This is a genomic window from Mesorhizobium opportunistum WSM2075, assembly GCF_000176035.2.
Classification (GTDB): Bacteria; Pseudomonadota; Alphaproteobacteria; order Rhizobiales; family Rhizobiaceae; genus Mesorhizobium; species Mesorhizobium opportunistum.
Map to the genome: position 1 here is coordinate 6070944 of NC_015675.1, position 17955 is coordinate 6088898.

The 17955-nt window shown below is 64.2% G+C and carries 16 protein-coding genes; 5 read left to right on the top strand and 11 right to left on the bottom strand.

Features of this window, described 5'->3' with window-relative positions; genetic code table 11:
* Nucleotides 1-119: 119 nt before the first annotated feature.
* From MESOP_RS29255 to ehuR, 11 genes are all read right to left on the bottom strand, one after another.
* Nucleotides 120-1238 (bottom strand): acyltransferase family protein, encoded by a 1119-nt coding sequence (locus MESOP_RS29255; RefSeq protein WP_013896960.1) that lies wholly within the window; start codon nt 1236-1238, stop codon nt 120-122.
* A gap of 287 nt (nt 1239-1525) precedes the next feature.
* Nucleotides 1526-2527 carry a N(2)-acetyl-L-2,4-diaminobutanoate deacetylase DoeB gene (gene doeB, locus MESOP_RS29260; protein WP_013896961.1) on the bottom strand — a complete coding sequence of 334 codons (1002 nt, stop codon included), beginning with the start codon at nt 2525-2527 and terminating at the stop codon, nt 1526-1528.
* A 5-nt stretch (nt 2528-2532) separates the two neighbouring features.
* Complete coding sequence (gene doeA / locus MESOP_RS29265; RefSeq protein ID WP_013896962.1) at nt 2533-3711, bottom strand: ectoine hydrolase DoeA; 1179 nt, start codon at nt 3709-3711, stop codon at nt 2533-2535.
* A 138-nt stretch (nt 3712-3849) separates the two neighbouring features.
* Complete coding sequence (locus tag MESOP_RS29270) at nt 3850-4842, bottom strand: cyclodeaminase (RefSeq protein ID WP_013896963.1); 993 nt, start codon at nt 4840-4842, stop codon at nt 3850-3852.
* The gene (eutB, locus tag MESOP_RS29275; protein ID WP_013896964.1) at nt 4839-5825 is read right to left on the bottom strand and encodes a hydroxyectoine utilization dehydratase EutB; all 987 of its coding nucleotides are present in this window, start codon (nt 5823-5825) and stop codon (nt 4839-4841) included. The genes MESOP_RS29270 and eutB overlap by 4 nt, the downstream gene beginning before the upstream one ends.
* A gap of 5 nt (nt 5826-5830) precedes the next feature.
* Nucleotides 5831-6610 carry an ectoine utilization protein EutA gene (gene eutA, locus MESOP_RS29280; protein ID WP_013896965.1) on the bottom strand — a complete coding sequence of 260 codons (780 nt, stop codon included), beginning with the start codon at nt 6608-6610 and terminating at the stop codon, nt 5831-5833.
* Between the two features lie 4 nt (nt 6611-6614).
* A complete protein-coding gene (ehuD, locus tag MESOP_RS29285) occupies nt 6615-7274 on the bottom strand; it encodes an ectoine/hydroxyectoine ABC transporter permease subunit EhuD (RefSeq protein ID WP_013896966.1) in 660 nt (219 codons plus the stop codon).
* 16 nt (nt 7275-7290) lie between these two features.
* Nucleotides 7291-7950, bottom strand: a complete 660-nt coding sequence (ehuC, locus tag MESOP_RS29290; protein WP_013896967.1) for an ectoine/hydroxyectoine ABC transporter permease subunit EhuC — start codon at nt 7948-7950, stop codon at nt 7291-7293.
* A 202-nt stretch (nt 7951-8152) separates the two neighbouring features.
* A complete protein-coding gene (ehuB, locus tag MESOP_RS29295; RefSeq protein WP_013896968.1) occupies nt 8153-9004 on the bottom strand; it encodes an ectoine/hydroxyectoine ABC transporter substrate-binding protein EhuB in 852 nt (283 codons plus the stop codon).
* Nucleotides 9005-9106: 102 nt separating this feature from the next.
* Nucleotides 9107-9898, bottom strand: coding sequence for an ectoine/hydroxyectoine ABC transporter ATP-binding protein EhuA (gene ehuA, locus MESOP_RS29300; RefSeq protein WP_013896969.1), 792 nt, complete (start codon nt 9896-9898; stop codon nt 9107-9109).
* A gap of 181 nt (nt 9899-10079) precedes the next feature.
* Nucleotides 10080-11465 carry a MocR-like ectoine utilization transcription factor EhuR gene (ehuR, locus tag MESOP_RS29305; RefSeq protein WP_013896970.1) on the bottom strand — a complete coding sequence of 462 codons (1386 nt, stop codon included), beginning with the start codon at nt 11463-11465 and terminating at the stop codon, nt 10080-10082.
* An 83-nt stretch (nt 11466-11548) separates the two neighbouring features.
* Between ehuR and MESOP_RS29310 the strand changes: the two genes are divergently transcribed.
* The 5 genes from MESOP_RS29310 (at nt 11549) to MESOP_RS29330 (ending at nt 17838) form a co-directional block, all read left to right on the top strand.
* On the top strand, nt 11549-12040 hold the full coding sequence (locus tag MESOP_RS29310; protein ID WP_041165110.1) for an Lrp/AsnC family transcriptional regulator: 492 nt from the start codon (nt 11549-11551) through the stop codon (nt 12038-12040).
* A gap of 129 nt (nt 12041-12169) precedes the next feature.
* Nucleotides 12170-13663, top strand: a complete 1494-nt coding sequence (locus tag MESOP_RS29315) for an NAD-dependent succinate-semialdehyde dehydrogenase (protein WP_013896972.1) — start codon at nt 12170-12172, stop codon at nt 13661-13663.
* Between the two features lie 39 nt (nt 13664-13702).
* Nucleotides 13703-15082: an aspartate aminotransferase family protein gene (locus tag MESOP_RS29320; protein WP_013896973.1), complete on the top strand. Its 1380-nt coding sequence runs from the start codon at nt 13703-13705 to the stop codon at nt 15080-15082.
* 8 nt (nt 15083-15090) lie between these two features.
* Nucleotides 15091-16194: an alcohol dehydrogenase family protein gene (locus MESOP_RS29325; protein ID WP_013896974.1), complete on the top strand. Its 1104-nt coding sequence runs from the start codon at nt 15091-15093 to the stop codon at nt 16192-16194.
* 147 nt (nt 16195-16341) lie between these two features.
* Nucleotides 16342-17838 carry an HAL/PAL/TAL family ammonia-lyase gene (locus MESOP_RS29330; RefSeq protein ID WP_013896975.1) on the top strand — a complete coding sequence of 499 codons (1497 nt, stop codon included), beginning with the start codon at nt 16342-16344 and terminating at the stop codon, nt 17836-17838.
* Nucleotides 17839-17955 lie beyond the last annotated feature (117 nt).

Consider the following 17955-nt stretch of genomic DNA (forward strand, 5'->3'; position numbering starts at 1 on the left):
CCCGCTTCATCCGATATCCAGCCTAATGGAAAACCGCTTTTGCGGATATAAGTATCCTTGTGTACAGGAGAGCTAGCCTGACCTTACCGTCGCTTCGGAAGCGGCATCGTGGCGCGCGCCTATGCCGCTGCGGGTCGCCCCCTGGCTGGGGTCGGCACAGCGCTTGCCGGCTCCGCATACCGCATACGCATGCGCAGGAATGGCGCTTCGATGCAGGTGTAGCTGAGATAGCCGATCGGAATCGTCGCCATGAAGCACAGGCCGGACCAGAGGCAAGCAACATAGAAATTGCTTATGTTCATGACGTTCGTGTTTATGAACGCCGCCAGTTGCATGACGAAGAACAGATGCAGGAGATAGATCGAATAGCTGTAGGCCCCGGCCTTCTCAAGGATCTTGAACGGCAGGCTTGTGCGCTTCCTCGAAAAGCTGGTGTCGTAATAGGCGATGCCGAAAGCATAGGCCGCGGCCTCCAGGGTCGGCAGGATGATCCATATCGAATGCGGCGACGGATAATGCTCCAACTGGTAAAATCCGCCGGCGGCATCGAACCACCAGAAGAAAACCGAGAATGCGATGAAAACGGCCAGCGCCAGCCAGTGCCGATCCTTCGCATAGGCACGGAGGTGAAAAGCAAGAATGCCGGCCAGAAACTGGTCCGCGTGGCCTATGATGGTCCAGGCTGCCGCCGACTGCACCTCGCCGATGTGCACATAGAGCGCCCACCTCAGCAAAATCGCTGCCGCGATGAACAGCAAGGGCGCGAACGGGAACCGCCTCGACGCCATCAGCAAGAACGGCAACAAAATGTAGAAGTGAGCTTCCACGGTAATCGACCAGCCGCCATTCGGAAGGGTGGGGAAAATCAGCCCTTTGCCGACATCGGTGAAGTACTCGCCCAGAGGCTGACCCGCGAGATCCCTGCGGCAAGCCTCGATGGCTATTACGGCCAGCAGAAGCGGAAGCAGCCTTAGCGCCCGGTTGGCAAAGAAGGGCAGGTAGCTGACCTGTTTTCCATCAAGAAGCTTGGCGAACAGGTAGCCGGAGAGCGCCATGAACAGCGAAACGCCGGTGATCCCTTCATCCAGAAGGCTGAAGATTGGCAGAGCCGGCACAAAGCCATAGGGGACCGGCCCATCAGGAGACTGGTGAAGAAAATGCCAGGTGAAGACCAGAAAAGCCGCCAGACCGCGAATATGGTCCAGCGCCGGATAATGTTCTCCAGTCGAAGACTTCATGATTCAGACCAGCCGCCCTGCGCCCTGGACGATCGTCGCCGCACTGCCTCGCTTGTGGCTGAGCCAGCAACGGCAGCGCAGCAAGTATACCTCGCCCACGACTCCTATTTTGCCAGCCTCTCGTTAATTTAGACTTCTTACTTTTTGGGGAAATTTTCCCCGGCACGGATCGGCGACCGAACAGCCGCCGACCGAAATTGGTCGAAGTACGACGGCTCTTCAGCCGGGGCTTCCCGCAATGTGCGGACCGTCGCTGTCTACATGCTGTCTGAGCACAATCGCTTTGCTCAATCGACGCGCACGGCCACAACGGCGGCGCAGTCGCCGGCCTTGACCAGCCCGGGAAAATGTCGTGCGGCCAGCATGCCGGACATCTCCGCCCTGATTTCCTGCGGGGCGATACCGGTGCGGCCAACTGAATGGATGCGGGCCAGCACGGCCCCCTTCTCCACGGGCTCGCCGAGATCGACCATGGTTTCGACCATGCCGTCGTCCTCGGCGAAGGAGAAGCAATCGCCCGAGGGCATGTCCAACCACTGTGTCTGGCTCTTCTCGACCGCACCATCGACAATGCCGGCGTGACGCAACACATTGAGGACGCCGCGTCGCGCGATGCGCACGGTTTGTGCACGAGAGGTGCCGCCGCCGCCAAGCTCGGTGCTGACGAAGACCTTGCCCATCTCCTCGGCCGCTGTGTCGTACATGCCGACGGCATCGATCTCGATCATGCGCATCGAGAAGGGGGCGGAAAACGCCGCCACCGCGTCGAAGGCTTTCTGCTCCAACGCCTTGTCGGGCAGAGTGTGCGCGGCGCAAAACGGCACGAAGTCGAGCGTCTTGCCGCCGGAATGAAAGTCGAAGACGATGTCCGCGCGAGGAAGCAGCTCCCGTTGAAAATAGTCGGCGATCTTCTCGGTCACCGTGCCGTCCGGGCGACCGGGAAAGCTGCGGTTCATGTTGCCCTTGTCGATCGGCGAGGTGCGCGTGCCGGCGCGGAAGGCCGGATAATTCATCGCCGGCACGATGATCACGGTACCGCTGACGGTTTTCGGATCGAGGGTCCTGGCGAGATCGTAGAGCGCCAGCGGACCCTCATATTCGTCGCCATGGTTGCCGCCGGTCAGCAGGGCCGCCGGCCCTTTGCCGTTGCGGATGACGCAGATCGGGATCATCACCGAACCCCAGGCCGAATCGTCGCGGCTGTAGGGCAGGCGCAGAAAGCCATGCTGGACGCCGTCGCGATCGAAATCGACGGTCGGCGCGACCGGCGAAGGACGAAGACTGGACATCGGTTTCAATTCTTCACCACCAGCTTGCGCGGTACATTGGCCAGGCACTCTACACCGGTTTCGGTGATCAGGATCGATTCAGTGATCTCCAGCCCCATCGTTTCAAGCCAGAGACCGGTCATGAAATGGAAGGTCATGCCGGGCTTGAGCTCGGTGCGGTCGCCGGGACGCAGGCTCATGGTGCGTTCGCCCCAGTCCGGCGGATAGGAAAGACCGATCGAATAGCCGGTGCGATTATCTTTGACGATGCCGTATTTCTTCAGGACGGCGAAGAAGGCGTTGGCGATGTCCTCGCAGGCATTGCCGGGCCTGGCGGCTGCGAGGCCGGCTTCCATACCTTCCAGCGTCGCCTTCTCGGCATCGAGGAATTCCTGCGTCGGCTTGCCGAGGAAGACGGTGCGCGACAACGGGCAGTGATAGCGGTTGTAACAGCCGGCAATCTCGAAGAAGGTGCCCTCGCCCCGCCTCATCGGCTGGTCGTCCCAGGTCAGATGCGGCGCCGAGGCGTCGGCACCCGACGGCAGCAGCGGTACGATGGCCGGGTAGTCACCGCCAATGCCGTCGACGCCGCGCGTGCCGGCATCATAGATCTCGGCAACGAGATCGCATTTGCGCATGCCGACTTCTATCTTATCGACGATGCGGTGGTGCATGGCCTCGACGATGCGGGCGGCCTTGCGCATATAGTCGATCTCGGTCGGGCTCTTCACCGCGCGCTGCCAGTTGACCAGGGCGGTGGCGTCGACGAAGCGGGCATTGGGCAGATGCTTCTGCAGCGCGGCAAAGGCGGCGGCGGAGAACCAGTAATTGTCCATCTCGACGCCGACGGTGAGCTTGCCCCAGCCGCGATCGGCCAACACGCTGGACAGGAAATCCATCGGGTGCCGCTCGGTCGACTGAACGTAGTGGTCGGCATAGCCGACGATGTTGTCATGGGCGAGATAGGCGGTGCGCTTGGCGCCATTGGCATCCTGGCCGCGGCCATACCAGACCGGCTCGCCCGACGGCGGCACAATGACAGCCTGATGCACATAGAAAGACCAGCCATCGTAGCCGGTCAGCCAGGCCATGTTGGACGGGTCGCTGACGATCAAGAGGTCGACGCCCTTTGCCTCCATGGCTTTCCGGGTCTTGGCCAGGCGTTCGGCAAATTCGCCGCGCGAGAATTTCAGGTTTGGTTGCATTGTTCTTGGTCCTCGTTTGTTGGGCCTGGAGCCTGTTTCAACCTGGTTGAATCCGGCTCCAGGTAACTTTTTGTTCGAGCACGATCTTCTCGGAAAACCGGTTTCCGCTTTTCCGGATCCATGCTCCTGCGGCCAGCATCAGCTTTCGAAAATGGTTCCGGATTTCGCCGTCCGCGCCCGGTCGCGGGCGAGCGTGGCGATCGCCGTGTCCTGCACGCCGGTGCCGGTCAGGTCGGCAATGGTGATGTCGCTGGCTGAGCGACGGCCGTGCATTGCGCCGGCGATGATCTGGCCAAGCTCGGTCACCTCGGCATCGGCTGCTATCACGCCCGCCGCGATGGCATGGTGGAGTTCGCCAAGCCGTCGTGTCTGGCGCGCGCTGTCGGCGACATAGAGATCGGCCATGCGCAGGATCGCCGGTGCGATCTCGTTCTTGTGCTCGGCGTCCGAACCCATGGCGGTGATGTGCTGGCCGGCGGAAACGAAGCCGGCCTTGATCAGCGGCTCGGTGGAGGGCGTGGTGGTGACGATGATGTCGGCGCCGGCCGCGGCCTCAGCCGGGTCGGGTTCGGCACGAACAACAATGCCGAGTTTCTCACTCAAGGCGGCCGCGGTCGCCACTGCCTTGGCGGCATCGCGCGCCCAGATGCGAGCCTCGGCGATCGGCCGCACGAGCTTGAGCGCTTCGAGCTGCAGTCCGGCTTGCACGCCGGCGCCGAAGATCGCGGCGACAGATGCATCGGGACGCGACAGATGCTTGGCCGCGACCGCGCCGGCGGCAGCCGTGCGGACATCGGTGAGATAGCCATTGTCGAGCAGTAGCGCTTCGACCAGACCGGTCCTGGCCGACAGCAGCACCATCATGCCGTTGACGGAGGGCAGGCCGAGCTTGGGATTATCGAAGAAACCGGGGCTGATCTTGATGGCGAAGCCGTCGATGCCGGGCACATAGGCGGTCTTCACGTCGACCTCGCCGCGATGCTCGGGGATGTCGAGGCGCAGGATCGGCGGCATCGCCACCGGCAAGGTGGCGAGCGCGCGAAAAGCATTCTCGACGCAGGCGACGGCGTCGAGATCCAGCGTCACGATCTGGCGCAGTTCCTTCTCGGTGAGGATCGTCATGCGGCTCATGCGGCGCGCTCCATCGTTGCGTCACCGCAGATGATCTTGCGGTGCGTGTCCATGTCGATGTTGCGGCCCGAAAGCAGAACAAGCACCGGCCCGTCCGCCTTGACCTTGCCAGCGAGCAGAGCGGCGATACCGACCGCGCCGGCGCCTTCGACGATCTCACGCTCCTGCGCATAGGCATGGCGGATGCCCTCGGCGATTTCGTCTTCGCCAAGCAAGATCACATCGTCGAGCAGATCGCGGCACATGGCGAAGGTCAGCCGGTTGTCGAGGCCGATGCCGCCGCCGAGCGAATCCGCCAGCGTCGGCAATTCCTCCACCGGCATCGGCCGGCCGGCATCGAGGCTCGCTTTCATCGCCGCGCCGCGTGCCATCGAAACACCGATCACTTTCGTACCGGGGCTGACCCCCTTGACGGCCGCGGCGATGCCCGAGGCCAGGCCGCCACCGGAGAGTTGTACGAGCACGAGCGCGGCATCCGGAACCTGCTCGATCATCTCCAACCCGAGCGTGCCTTGCCCGGCGATTATCGCGGGATGGTCGAAGGGCGGCAGCATGACCAGGCCCTCTTGCGCCACCAGCCGCTCGACCTCCTGCTGGGCATCGTCCTGGCTGTTGCCGATGATGCGGACCTCCGCGCCAAGCCGGCGGATTTCGTCGAGCTTGTTGCCGGGCACCAGCCGTGACATGCAGATGACCGCGCGCATGCCTTCGAGCTTCGCGGCATGCGCCAGCGCGCGGCCATGATTGCCGGTCGAGGCCGCGACGACGCCACGCGCTTTCTCCGCGGCACTCAGCGAAGCGACGGCATTCGAAGCGCCGCGCAGCTTGAAGCTGCCTGTGGTCTGGCGGTGCTCGAGCTTGAGGTGAACCGGCACACCCAGTTGTTCGGAGAGACCCGGCGAACGCACGGTCGCCGTGCGCTCGACCTTGCCGGCAATTCGTTCGCGCGCGGCGCGGATATCGCTGAGAGTGACTGTCGCCATGATCGTCAATCGTGGGGCAAGGGCAGCGTCATCAGACGGCCAAATTCGGGATGGACTGTCTCATCACCGCAAAGGCGCAGGCAGTTCCAGGCGCTCGCCTGGTTGCTGGACACCACTGGGCGGCCGATCGCCTGTTCCATGCCGGTGACCGCGAGCGCACCTCGCAGCGCCGTGCAGGAGACGAACAGTGCGTCCGCCTGCGCATGCGTCGCTTCGCGCGCGAGATCGACAAGCTCTGCCGGGGGGATACGGGCCATCTTGCGATCGTCCTCGAAGCCGAGACAGGTGAAGCTGGCGATCTCGAAGCCACGGGCGGCGAAATAGGCCGCCATCGGCCTGGAGGTTTCGGCCGTGTAGGGCGTAAGAATACTGATCCGGCGCGCGCCGAACGCGTGCAGCCCGCGCACGCCAGCCATCGGCGGCGTGACGATGGGAACGCCGGGCTTGGCGGCTTGAATCGCCACCTCGATCTCGGCATCACCGATCACCACCGAGGCCGAGGTGCAGGAATAGCAGATGGCGTCGAGCGGCTCGTCGGGCAGGATCAATGCCGCGGCCGCCGTCAGCGCCGGCTGCATCTTGCGCAGATTCTCCGGCGTCGTCGGATTGGCGTAGGGAATGCGCGCGACATAGACGCCGATGCGCTCGCTCGCCACCATGCGGCGAAAATCCGGCTCACTGGTGTGATCCGTGGCCAGGATGATGAGACCGACGCGGCGCGCCATCGGGCGGTCTTCGAGCGTCGGCCGGTTGGGCGCGACCTTGATCTCGGGTAAGGGTTTCATCAAATTATCTCTCGATCTTGCCGTAGCGCCGTTCCAGCCAGCGCAGCAGGATAACCGAGCAAAGACTGATGGCGAGGAAGAAAGCGCCAACCAGCGTGATCGGCTCGATATAGCGATAGTAGGTGTTGGCGACGCTTTTCGCCTGGTTCATCAGTTCCAGCACGGTGATCGCCGACAGGAGCGGCGTTTCCTTGAACATGGCGATGAAATAGTTGGCCAGTGCCGGGATCATCGGCGGGATGGCCTGCGGTATGATGATGTGGCTCCAGGTCTGCCTGCCGCTGAGATTGCACGCCTTGGCGGCCTCCCACTGGCCACGCGGCACATTGTCGATGCCGGCGCGGTAGACCTCGGCCGTATAGGTGCCGTAGTGCAGCCCGAGCCCGATGACACCGGCGACGAGCGGCGGCAGCAGGATGCCGATGTCAGGCAGCACGTAGAAGATGAAGTAGAGTTGCACGAGAAGCGGCGTGCCGCGGATGAATTCGGCCGCCCAACCGACGGTGCGGGACAATGCCTTGTTGGGCGAGCGGCGCGCCAGCGCGATGCCGAGCCCGACGATCGCCGCCAGCACCGAGCCGAGCAGCGTCGCAAGGATGGTGATCTTCACCCCCTGGATCAGCGTCGGCAGGATCTGCCGGACAAAATCCCAATCCCATTCCATCAGAAAACCCCGGCCATCAGACGCGCACTCCGTCGAGGCCGCGCGCCATGCGGCGCTCCAGCGAGCGCACGCCCCACGAGATGAGCAGCGCCAGGATGAAATAGATGATCAGGATGGTGGTGAAGGGCACCATCGTGTTGCCGGTCTGGGCGCGCACCACCTGCGCCTGGAAGGTCAGGTCGCCAAGCGAGATCAGCGAGACGACCGATGTGGCCTTCAGCAGTTCGATGGCGTTGTTGCCGAAGGTCGGCAGCATCACCAGAAACGCCTGGGGCAGGATGACGTGGCGCAAGCCTTGCCAGCGGCCGAGGTTGAGCGCGATGCAGGCCTCATGCTGTTCGCGGCCGATCGACTGTACGGCGCCGCGCACCACTTCGGCGGCATAGGCGCCGACATTCAGGCCGAGCGCGAGCACGCCCGCCTGCAGCGGGGTCAGTTCGAAGCCCACCAGCGGCAGCACGAAATAAGCGAAGAACAACTGCACGAAGATCGAGGTGCCGCGAAAGAATTCGATATAGGCGGTGGCCAGCGCGCGCAGCGCAAAGAAGCGCGACAGCCGCCCCAGGCCGGCAAGAAAGGCCATGACCAGGGCAAGCACCGACCCCATCAGCGTCAGCTCGATGGTGACAAGCGCTCCCTGCAATATCAGGCCGAAATAGCCGGACCACTGGGTCATTCGATTAGAGGTTCCAACGTTTGGTTTTAAGATCCTTCTCCCCGTTCGCGGGGAGAAGATGCCGGTCCACCCTCCGTAGCTGCTGCGGAGGACGGGCAGGCAGATGAGGGCCAGCGCTAGCTTCTCCAAACTCTGCGCCGCCCCTCATCCGTCACTTCGTGACACCTTCTCCCCGTGAACGGGGAGAAGGAAAAAGTGCGCCCTATTTCGCTGCGCAGAGCTTGTCGCGTGTCGTCGACATCGCGGCCGCGGCCGAGAAGCCATAGGGCTCGATGATCTTGGCGAATTCGCCCGACTTCTTCATCTTGGCGAGTTCGACGTCGAAGGCATCGCGCAGCGCCTCGTCGCCCTTCTTGAAGGCGGCGCCGTCGCAATAGACCGGCGCCCCCTGCACCGGCGCAATGACTTCGAGGCTCGGGTCATTGGCCTTCTTCATCAGGTCGTTGATCGACAGAACCGGCAGCGAATAGGCGTCGATACGGCCGTCCTGCACCATCTTCAGGCCGCTCTGGCCGTCCGGCACGACAATGACACGATCCCGCGGCACGCCGGCATTGAGCGCCAGCTTCTCCTCGGTGCCACCACCGGGAGCGCCGATCGTTGCGGACGTGTCCTTGGCGACGTCTTCGTAGCTCTTGAAGCCTTTCGGATTGCCCTTCTTCACCAGCATCGCTTCGGCGTCGCACAGCACGGGCTCGGAATAGGCGACCGCAGCGCAGCGCTCCGGCTTCATGAACAGACCGGCGGTGACGACATCGAAGCGGCCGGCCTGCAGGCCGGGGATCATGGCGCCATATTCCGAGATCGAGGCGACGACGTCGGCGACGCCGAGCCGCTTGAAGATCTCGCGCGCCACGTCAGGCGCCGCTCCCGAAACCTTGCCGTCGGCGGCGACGGCCGTATAGGGCGGCTCATTGGCGATGGCGAGGCGGGCGAAGCCCTGCGACTTGAGCTGTTCGAGTTTGCTGTCGTCGGCCGAACCCGCGGTCGAGGCGGCCAGCACCGCGGTCAGCGCAAGACCGGCGACGCCGGCCAGAATGCCAAATTTCTTCATTTGTTCCCAACTCCTTGTTTCGTTTTCTTGGTTTGGTTGCGGCAGCAGCGCCGCCCGTTTCTGGTTGATTTCGGGACGGCTTCACCGTCCCGGGCATAACGGTCAGACGCGATGTCCGGCCGCGATGATCTTCTTCAGGAAGCCCTGCGTGCGCTCCTGTTTGGGATGGCGGAAAATCTCATCGGGCTTGCCCTCCTCGACTATTCTGCCGCGATCGAAGAACAGCACCCGGTCGGCGAAATCGTGGGCGAAACCCATTTCGTGCGTAACCAGAAGCATCGTCATGTCGGTCTCGGCGCAGAGCCGCCACAGGACGTTGAGCACCTCCTCGACCAGTTCCGGATCAAGCGCCGACGTCACTTCGTCGAACAGCATGATCTTCGGCTGCAAAGCGAGCGCGCGGGCGATCGCCACACGCTGCTTCTGGCCGCCGGAGAGTTGTGCCGGCATGGCCTTGGCCTTGTCGGCCATGCCGACCATGTCGAGCAGTTCCATCGCCCGCTTCTCGGCGGCGGCGCGCGGCGTGCCCTTGGTCAGCATCGGTGCCAGCGTCACATTGTCGATGACGCTCTTGTGCGGAAACAGGTTGAAGAGCTGGAAGACCATGCCGATCTTCTGGCGCATCCGGGTCAGATGCCGTTCGTCGGCGGGCAGCAGCTGACCGTTGCGTTCCATGTGGTAGAGTTGTTCGCCCTCGATCTGGATGTGGCCGCCGTCGATGCGTTCCAGGGTCATCAGGATACGCAGGATCGTCGTCTTGCCCGAGCCGGAGGGCCCGATCAGCGCCAGCTTCTCGCGCGGCATGACCTGCATCGACAGGCCGTCCAGCACCTTGAAGGTGCCGAAGCTCTTCGAAATAGCATCGACCTTGATGATGGGTTTGGATGCGGACAAATGAATTTCCCCGTGTTGGAGAAGCCTGTGCCCTTAACGATGCGGAACACGCCAAATCATGTCAATCGGGAAAATAATATCATGACAATTATTCCGATTGCGCATGTTTTCCGATCAGTCGCGGCTGATTTTTTGTGCACGTCATCATCCCAAAACGGCTCGCCCTTCTTGGGCGACGTGCTCAGATTGCAAGCAGCAGATGTTCCGGATCGCCAAGCAGCAGCTTTGTGACAACGCCGAGGCCGGCGCGCAGTTCCCCTTCCGTGGTCGAACCCAGTGAGATACGCACAGCCGGATGCCAGGGCGCATCCGAAATGCGGAAGGATGTACCCGGCGCAATCGCCACGCCTCGCAGCCGCGCCTGGGCGACAAAGCTTTCCTCGGCCCGATCGGCCGGCAACTCCAGCCAGATGTGCAGCCCGTCATGCCGGGCACGATATTCGACCCCGGCCAGCACTTCCGCCGCGATGTCCAGCCGCCGCCGCAACGCCGCACGCTGCCAGCGGACGAACTCCATCGCCGTGCCGTCGGCCACCCATTTGGTGGCGATCTCGGCCACCAGCGGCGTCGCCATCCAGTTCGACACCAGATGCCGGTTGGCGACGGCGGCGACATAGCGGTCGGGCGCGGCGAGATAGCCGATGCGCAGGCCGGGCACCACGATCTTGGTGAAGGACGTGACGTAGAGCGTGCGCTCCGGGGCGAAAGCAGCGACCGGCGGCGGCCGATCCTCGACCAGGGGACCCAGCACATCGTTCTCGATGATGGCGATGTCGTGCTTGCGGGCGACCGCCGCGATCTCTTCGCGCCGCCGCGCGTCCATCAGGGTCGCCGTCGGGTTGATCACCGAGGGCTGCACGAACACCGCGCGGATGTCGGAGAGCCGACAGGCTTCGTCCAGCGCTTCGGGAATCAGGCCATTGCCGTCGATGGGCAGGCCTTCGAGGTTGAAGCCGAGATACCGGGCCAGCGGCACCAGTGTGTGGTGGCCGATCGCCTCCGTGGCAACCGTCGAGCCCGGCGGCGCAACGCTCATCAGCGCCACGGTCATGCCGGCGGTGGCGCCATTGGTCAGGCTGATGTTCTGCGGCGAGACATCGAGGCCGCATAGCTTCAGCCATTCGACCGCCACCGCACGGTGACGTGGAAACACCATGTTGGGCCGGAACGACAGTGCCGAACTCGACGGCAGGTTCTCGGCCAGCCAGCCCAGTGCCTGCTTCAGCCGTTCCAGATGCATCGGCTCGCAGACCGGCTTCAGGATCGAGAGGTCGATGACCTCGCCGAGGCGTTCGGGCAGATAGGGCGGCTCCGGCTCGCGGCGTTGCGTCTGGACGAAACTGCCGCGGCCGATCTCGCCCGAAATCAGGCCGCGCCGGATCAATTCCTCATAGGCGCGGCTGACCGTCTGCACCGAGAGTTTCAGATCGTCGGCGAGCCGGCGATGAGTCGGCAGACGGGCGCCATTGGCCAGGCGCCCGTCATGAATGGCGCGCGCGAACTGGTCGGCCAGCGACTGATAGGCCGGCCGCCGGATGAGAGCGGGATCGGGTTGCCACAATGTCATGACTTATTAGAGATCGAAATCAGTGCAATTGACAATCGAAATAATGCGCCGGCATGGTACTGGCGACCAAAAAGTGGGCCGTGATGACTGCTGCGAAACTCGACGCGATCGATCTCAAAATCCTCGACGCCATCCAGCGCGACGGCCGTATCACCAAGCTGGCGCTGGCCGAGCAGGTCGGCCTGTCGCCCACGCCATGCTGGATGCGGTTGCGCAAGCTGGAGAAGGCGGGCATCGTCTCCGGTTACCATGCCCGGATCGCCATGCGTGTCGTGGCGCCAGTCGCGACCGTGCTGATGGAGGTGACGCTGGCCAGCCATCGCCAGGCCGATTTCGACCGCTTCGAACGCGTCGTCCGTGACATCCCCGAGATCGTTGCCTGCTGGTCGGTGGGCGGCGGTGTCGACTACGTGCTGAAGGTGATGGCGCGCGACATCGACGCCTATCAGCGGCTGGTCGATGGCCTGCTCGATCGCGAGATCGGCATCGACCGCTACTTCACCTACATTGTCATCAAGACGGTGAAGGACGAGATAGCGCTTCCGATAGCCGACCTTTTGCCGGCATCGCCGTAGCGCGGAGAGATCGTCTGCCTGACCGCCGCAATAGAGAGACTCTCTCTATCAGCGTGCATCCAAACAGCCTCTCTGTCTGGCCGCGATGGATAATCTCCCCGCATCAGACCGAACCGGGAGGCTTCGACCATGTCCGCGCATTTTGCCCGCTCGCATCGCCATGAAGCGCTCGACCGCCTTGCCGATCGCCGGCTGCTGCGCGAGCTCGCCTATGTCGACGGCCACTGGACGGCAAGCGAGGCCGCTGAAAGCTTTGAAGTCACCGATCCGGCCACCGGCGCCACCGTCGCCTTCGTGGCCGCGCTCGACGCGCGCCAGACGACAAAAGCGATCGATGCCGCGGCGCGCGTCTTTCCGGCCTGGCGGTCGCTGCTGCCGCAAGAGCGCTCGAAAATCCTGCGGAAATGGTTCGAGCTGATCATCGCCGCGAAAGACGATCTTGCCCTGCTGATGACGCTGGAACAGGGCAAGCCGCTGCGGGAGTCGATTGGTGAAATCGACTATGCCGCCTCCTTCGTCGAGTGGTACGCCGAGGAAGCAAAACGCCTCAACGCGGAAAGCGTCACCAGCCATCTGCCGAACGCGGAAATGATGGTGCGGCGCGAACCGCTTGGCGTCGTCGGTGTCGTCACGCCGTGGAATTTTCCATCGGCCATGCTGACCCGCAAGGCGGCGGCGGCACTGGCCGCCGGCTGCACAATCGTTGCGCATCCGTCCTCGGAGACGCCGCTGTCGGCGCTGGGGCTGGCGGAACTCGGCGAGCGCGCCGGTCTGCCTGCCGGCGTCTTCAACATCATCACCGGCAAGGCCGCGACGATTGTCGGCCGCATGTGCGAGGATCCGCGCGTTCGCGCCATGAGCTTCACCGGTTCGACCGAAATCGGCAGGCTGATCGCCGCGCAGAGTGCGCCGACGATGAAGCGGCTGGTGATGGAGCTTGGCGGCCACGCACCGCTGATCGTCTTTGCCGATGCCGATCTGGACAAGGCGGTGAGCATCGCCATCGACGCCAAATTCGCCACTTCGGGCCAGGATTGCCTGGCCGCCAACCGCATCTATGTCCAGCGCCCGATCCATGATCGCTTCTGCGCCGCCTTCGCCAGCCGCATCGAAGCATTGCGGACCGGTAACGGCCTTATGCAGGAAACCGACATCGGGCCGCTGATGCATGAGCGCGCCGTCACCAAGGTCGAGGAGCAGGTCGCCGATGCCATCGCCCACGGCGCGCGCTGCCTCGTCGGCGGCAAGCGGCATCAGGCCGGGCCGCTGTTCTACCAGCCGACATTGCTGGCCGATGTGCCCGACGAGGCGCTGATCATGCGCGAGGAAACCTTTGGCCCGGTTGCCGCAATCACACCTTTCGACAGCGAGGGCGAGGTGATCGCCCGCGCCAATGCCACCGAGTACGGTCTCGTCGCCTATGTCGTGACCGAGAACGGCGCCCGCCAGCAGCGTCTCGGCCGTGCCCTCGACTACGGCATGGTCGCCGTCAACCGCGTCAAGATTACCGGCGCGCCGATCCCGTTCGGCGGCGTCAAGCAGTCCGGTATCGGCCGCGAAGGCTCGCGCCATGGCCTCGAAGCTTTCACCGATCTCAAATATCTCTGCCTCGATGTAGCCTAAGCTGCATCGGAATCGCCCTTTTCGTCAGGAGTCAAAAAAATGCTCGACCAGTCCAACGAACTCGCCGCCTGGGATCGCGACCACTTCTTCCATCCCTCGACGCATATGGGCACGCACGCGCGGGGCGAGAGCCCGACCCGCATCATGGCCGGCGGTGAAGGCGTTACCGTCTGGGACAACAATGGCAGGAAGAGCATCGACGCCTTCGCCGGTCTCTATTGCGTCAATGTCGGCTATGGCCGGCAGAAGATCGCCGACGCCATCGCCACTCAGGCGAAGAACCTTGCCTATTACCACGCCTATGTCGGGCACGGCACCGAGGCTTCGATCACATTGGCCAAGATGATCATCGACCGCGCGCCGAAGGGCATGTCGAGGGTCTATTTCGGCCTCTCCGGTTCGGATGCCAACGAAACCAACATCAAGCTGATCTGGTACTACAACAACGTGCTCGGGCGCCCCGAAAAGAAGAAGATCATCTCGCGCTGGCGTGGCTATCACGGCTCGGGCGTGATGACCGGATCGCTGACCGGGCTCGATCTCTTCCACAACGCCTTCGACCTGCCACGCGCGCCGATCCTGCACACCGAGGCGCCCTATTACTTCCGCCGCGCCGACCGCTCGATGAGCGAGGAGCAGTTCTCGCAACATTGCGCCGACAAGCTCGAGGAGATGATCCTGGCCGAAGGCCCCGAGACCGTCGCCGCCTTCATCGGCGAGCCGATCCTCGGCACCGGCGGCATCGTGCCGCCGCCCGCCGGCTATTGGGAAAAGATCCAGGCGGTGCTGAAGAAGTACGACGTGCTTCTGGTCGCCGATGAAGTGGTGACGGGCTTCGGCCGGCTGGGCAGCATGTTCGGCTCCGACCATTACGGCATCAAGCCCGACCTGATCACCATCGCCAAGGGCCTGACCTCGGCGTATGCGCCGCTGTCGGGCGTCATCGTCGCCGACAAGATGTGGCAGGTGCTGGTGCAGGGTTCCGACAAGCTCGGCTCGCTCGGCCATGGCTGGACCTATTCGGCGCATCCGATCTGCGTTGCCGCCGGCGTCGCCAATCTCGAACTGATCGACGAAATGGATCTGGTGACGAATGCCCGCGAGACCGGTGCCTATTTCCGTGCCGAACTGGCGAAGGCCGTCGGCGGCCACAAAAATGTCGGCGACGTGCGCGGCGACGGCATGCTGGCGGCGGTCGAGTTCGTCGCCGACAAGGACGATCGGGTGTTCTTCGACGCCTCGCAGAAGATCGGTCCGCAGGTGGCAACGGCACTTGCCGCCAGCGGTGTTATCGGCCGTGCGATGCCACAAGGCGATATTCTCGGCTTCGCGCCGCCGCTCTGCCTGACCCGCGAAGAAGCCGACATCGTCGTCTCCAGGACCGCCGATGCGGTGAACAGCGTCTTTGCCAATCTCTGAAATCGACCATGAATGCCATGACCAGAACCCTTCCCGCCACCATGGCCGCCGTGCTGCTCACCGGGCACGGCGGACCGGAAAAGCTCGTCTACCGCACCGATGTGAAAGTGCCCGCGCCCGCCCCCGGCGAAGTGCTGGTGAAAGTCAGCGCTTGCGGGATGAACAACACCGATGTGTGGGGGCGCCAGGGCGCCTATGGCACCGAAGAGGACGCCGCCGCCGTGTCGACCTGGCGGCGCCAGGGCAACACGCTGACCTTTCCGCGCGTCCAGGGCACCGACACGGTGGGCATCATCGCCGCCGTCGGCGAAGGCGTCTCGCCGGATCGTATCGGCGAACGGGTGATGGTCGATTTCTCCATCTACAACCGCGACGACGATTCGCTGGCCGACATCGACTATATGGGGCACGGTCGCGATGGCGGTTACGCCGAGTACCAGACCGTGCCGGCCGAAAATGCGCATGTCGTCGATACGGAGATGAGCGATGTCGAACTCGCCACCTTCTGCTGCGCCTATCTCACCGGCGAACAGATGCTGGAACGCGCCGACCTGAAAGCCGGCGAGCGCGTGCTGGTCACGGGCGCCTCGGGCGGCGTCGGCTCCGGCATCGTGCAGTTGGCACGGGCGCGCGGCGCCATCCCCTATGCCGTCGTCGGCAAAGGCAAGGAGCAGGCGGTGCGCGACATCGGCGCCGAGGCTGTCATCACCCGTGGCATTGCCGACCTGCCGCAAGCCGTGTACGCGGCAACCGGCGGCAAGCCGATCGACGTGGTCGCCGACCTCGTCGGCGGCGCGATCTTCAACGACCTGCTGCGCATCCTGAGGCCCGAGGGCCGCTACACCACCGCGGGCGCGATCGCCGGTCCGGTCGTGCAGCTCGATCTCAGGACCATGTACCTCAAGCAGCTGCAACTGCACGGCTCGAGCCAGGGCACGCGCGCCGATTTTCGCCGCATCGTCGGATATATCGAGGCGAAAAAAATCCGGCCGCTGGTCGGCGGCGTCTACAGGCTGTCGGATTTCCATCGCGCGCAGGCCGATTTCATCGCCAAGGATTTCGTCGGCAAGCTGGTGGTGGTGCCCGATGCAGTCGTGGAGCGATCGGCGTAGTTCCGGAAATCCAGGCATCCTCGCTTCTGCCGTCCTCCCACCGCTGCCATAGCGGGAACGGCTTGCAGTCCAGCCTGCAAGCCGTCACAAACAGTGACGCCCGCCGCGCCGCTGGTCCGGGCCTCCGGTCACAGGATACAGGCGAGAATGACAGCCCGAATGATAATGCTCGACGCCAAGCCGCTCGGCGTCGCGGATGTCGCCGAGATCGCACGCCGCAACGCCCGGCTCATGCTGGGCGACGAGGCGATGCGCCGCATCCGGGCGAGCCGTTCCCTCATCGAGCATCTGACGCAGCTCGGCAAGCCGATGTACGGCGTCACCACGGGCCTGGGCGCCTGTGTCGACACACCACTCGCGCAGGCCGACCTGATCGCCTTCCAGCACAGCGTGCCGCTCAGCCACAGCATGGGCATCGGACCCGCCCTGCCGACCGAGGCGGTACGGGCGATGATCACCGCGCGCATCGCAGGCATGGCGGCCGGCGGCACCGGCACCTCCGAACGCGTGGTGATGGGCCTTGTGGCGGCGCTTAACGCCGGCGTCCATCCGGTGATTCCCACCTGGGGATCGATCGGGGCGGCGGACCTTGCCCATCTCGGCCATATGGCAAGGGCGCTGGGCGGCGACGGCGAAGCGGAATTCCGCGGCAGGATCATGCCGTCCGCCGAAGCGCTGGCGCTGGCCGGGCTCGAGCCGCTCGACCTGCGCGAGAAGGACGGCCACGCCATCATCGTCGCCAACAGCCTGTCGACCGGAACGGCCTGCCTGTGCCTCGAGGACGTCGCGCATCTCATCGACTGGGCGCTGGCAGCGGTGGCCCTCAACTATGAGGCGTTCCGTTCTTCCCTCACCGCGATCGACGAGCATGCGCTGGCCGCGCGGCCGGCCTTCGGCCAGCGCGAGATCGGTGCCCGGCTGCGCAAGGAACTGGCGGGAAGCGGCCTGTGGAAGGACAAGGCGGCACGGCGCCTCCAGGATCCGCTCAGCTATCGCTGCGTGCCCCAGGTCTGGGGTGGCCTGCTCCACGCGTTCGAGCAGGCGCGGCTGGCGACGGAGATCGAACTGACCCACTCAGGCGACAATCCTGTGATCCTGGCCGAGGGCGAGCGGGTGATCTCGAACGGCAATTTCGATCTCACGGCGATGACGCTGGCCTGGGAACAGCTTGGCCAGGCGCTGGCGCATTGCGCGGTCGGCATCGCCAACCGCGGCATGAAGCTGATGTCGCCGATAGCTGCCGAACTGCCGCGCTTCCTGTCAGCCAGGGGCGGCAGCCGCCAGGGCTATGCCGAACTGCAAAAGCCGCTGGCCGCGCTGGAAGCCGAGATCCGCCATCTGGCCAATCCGATGTCGCTCAGCCCGCTTGCCGTTTCGGATGGTATCGAGGACCAGTCGTCGATGGCGCCGCGGGTGGTGGCCAAGACCGCCGAGATCGTCGAGCGCATGCGCTATCTGGTTGCGATGGAACTGATCTTCGCGGCGACGGGCGTGGAGTTGCGCGGCGTCATCGGCAGTATGGGCGAAGGGCCGCAGCGGACCTTTGCCGCGGTGCGCGCGCTCGTCAGCCCGCTCGACGACGACCGCGAGATGAGCGCCGACATGACGCGGGTCGCGCGGATGGTGGCCGGTCCCCGGTACTGAGCGGCGCTCCATCAGCCTGCCACTTTTCCGGACTCGCTGTCCGGGTATCATTTCCTCGCACAGGACATCACCCGTGTGTCGCGGTATGGAGGCCGCGACACAGGCCAAATTTTCCAA

Excerpts from the sequence above, each read along its gene's own strand:
- MESOP_RS29255 (WP_013896960.1), bottom strand. The coding sequence starts at position 1,238 with ATGAAGTCTTCGACTGGAGAACATTATCCGGCGCTGGACCATATTCGC.
- doeB (WP_013896961.1), bottom strand. The coding sequence starts at position 2,527 with ATGTCCAGTCTTCGTCCTTCGCCGGTCGCGCCGACCGTCGATTTCGAT.
- doeA (WP_013896962.1), bottom strand. The coding sequence starts at position 3,711 with ATGCAACCAAACCTGAAATTCTCGCGCGGCGAATTTGCCGAACGCCTG.
- MESOP_RS29270 (WP_013896963.1), bottom strand. The coding sequence starts at position 4,842 with ATGAGCCGCATGACGATCCTCACCGAGAAGGAACTGCGCCAGATCGTG.
- eutB (WP_013896964.1), bottom strand. The coding sequence starts at position 5,825 with ATGGCGACAGTCACTCTCAGCGATATCCGCGCCGCGCGCGAACGAATT.
- eutA (WP_013896965.1), bottom strand. The coding sequence starts at position 6,610 with ATGAAACCCTTACCCGAGATCAAGGTCGCGCCCAACCGGCCGACGCTC.
- ehuD (WP_013896966.1), bottom strand. The coding sequence starts at position 7,274 with ATGGAATGGGATTGGGATTTTGTCCGGCAGATCCTGCCGACGCTGATC.
- ehuC (WP_013896967.1), bottom strand. The coding sequence starts at position 7,950 with ATGACCCAGTGGTCCGGCTATTTCGGCCTGATATTGCAGGGAGCGCTT.
- ehuB (WP_013896968.1), bottom strand. The coding sequence starts at position 9,004 with ATGAAGAAATTTGGCATTCTGGCCGGCGTCGCCGGTCTTGCGCTGACC.
- ehuR (WP_013896970.1), bottom strand. The coding sequence starts at position 11,465 with ATGACATTGTGGCAACCCGATCCCGCTCTCATCCGGCGGCCGGCCTAT.
- MESOP_RS29310 (WP_041165110.1), top strand. The coding sequence starts at position 11,549 with ATGACTGCTGCGAAACTCGACGCGATCGATCTCAAAATCCTCGACGCC.
- MESOP_RS29315 (WP_013896972.1), top strand. The coding sequence starts at position 12,170 with ATGTCCGCGCATTTTGCCCGCTCGCATCGCCATGAAGCGCTCGACCGC.
- MESOP_RS29320 (WP_013896973.1), top strand. The coding sequence starts at position 13,703 with ATGCTCGACCAGTCCAACGAACTCGCCGCCTGGGATCGCGACCACTTC.
- MESOP_RS29325 (WP_013896974.1), top strand. The coding sequence starts at position 15,091 with ATGAATGCCATGACCAGAACCCTTCCCGCCACCATGGCCGCCGTGCTG.
- MESOP_RS29330 (WP_013896975.1), top strand. The coding sequence starts at position 16,342 with ATGACAGCCCGAATGATAATGCTCGACGCCAAGCCGCTCGGCGTCGCG.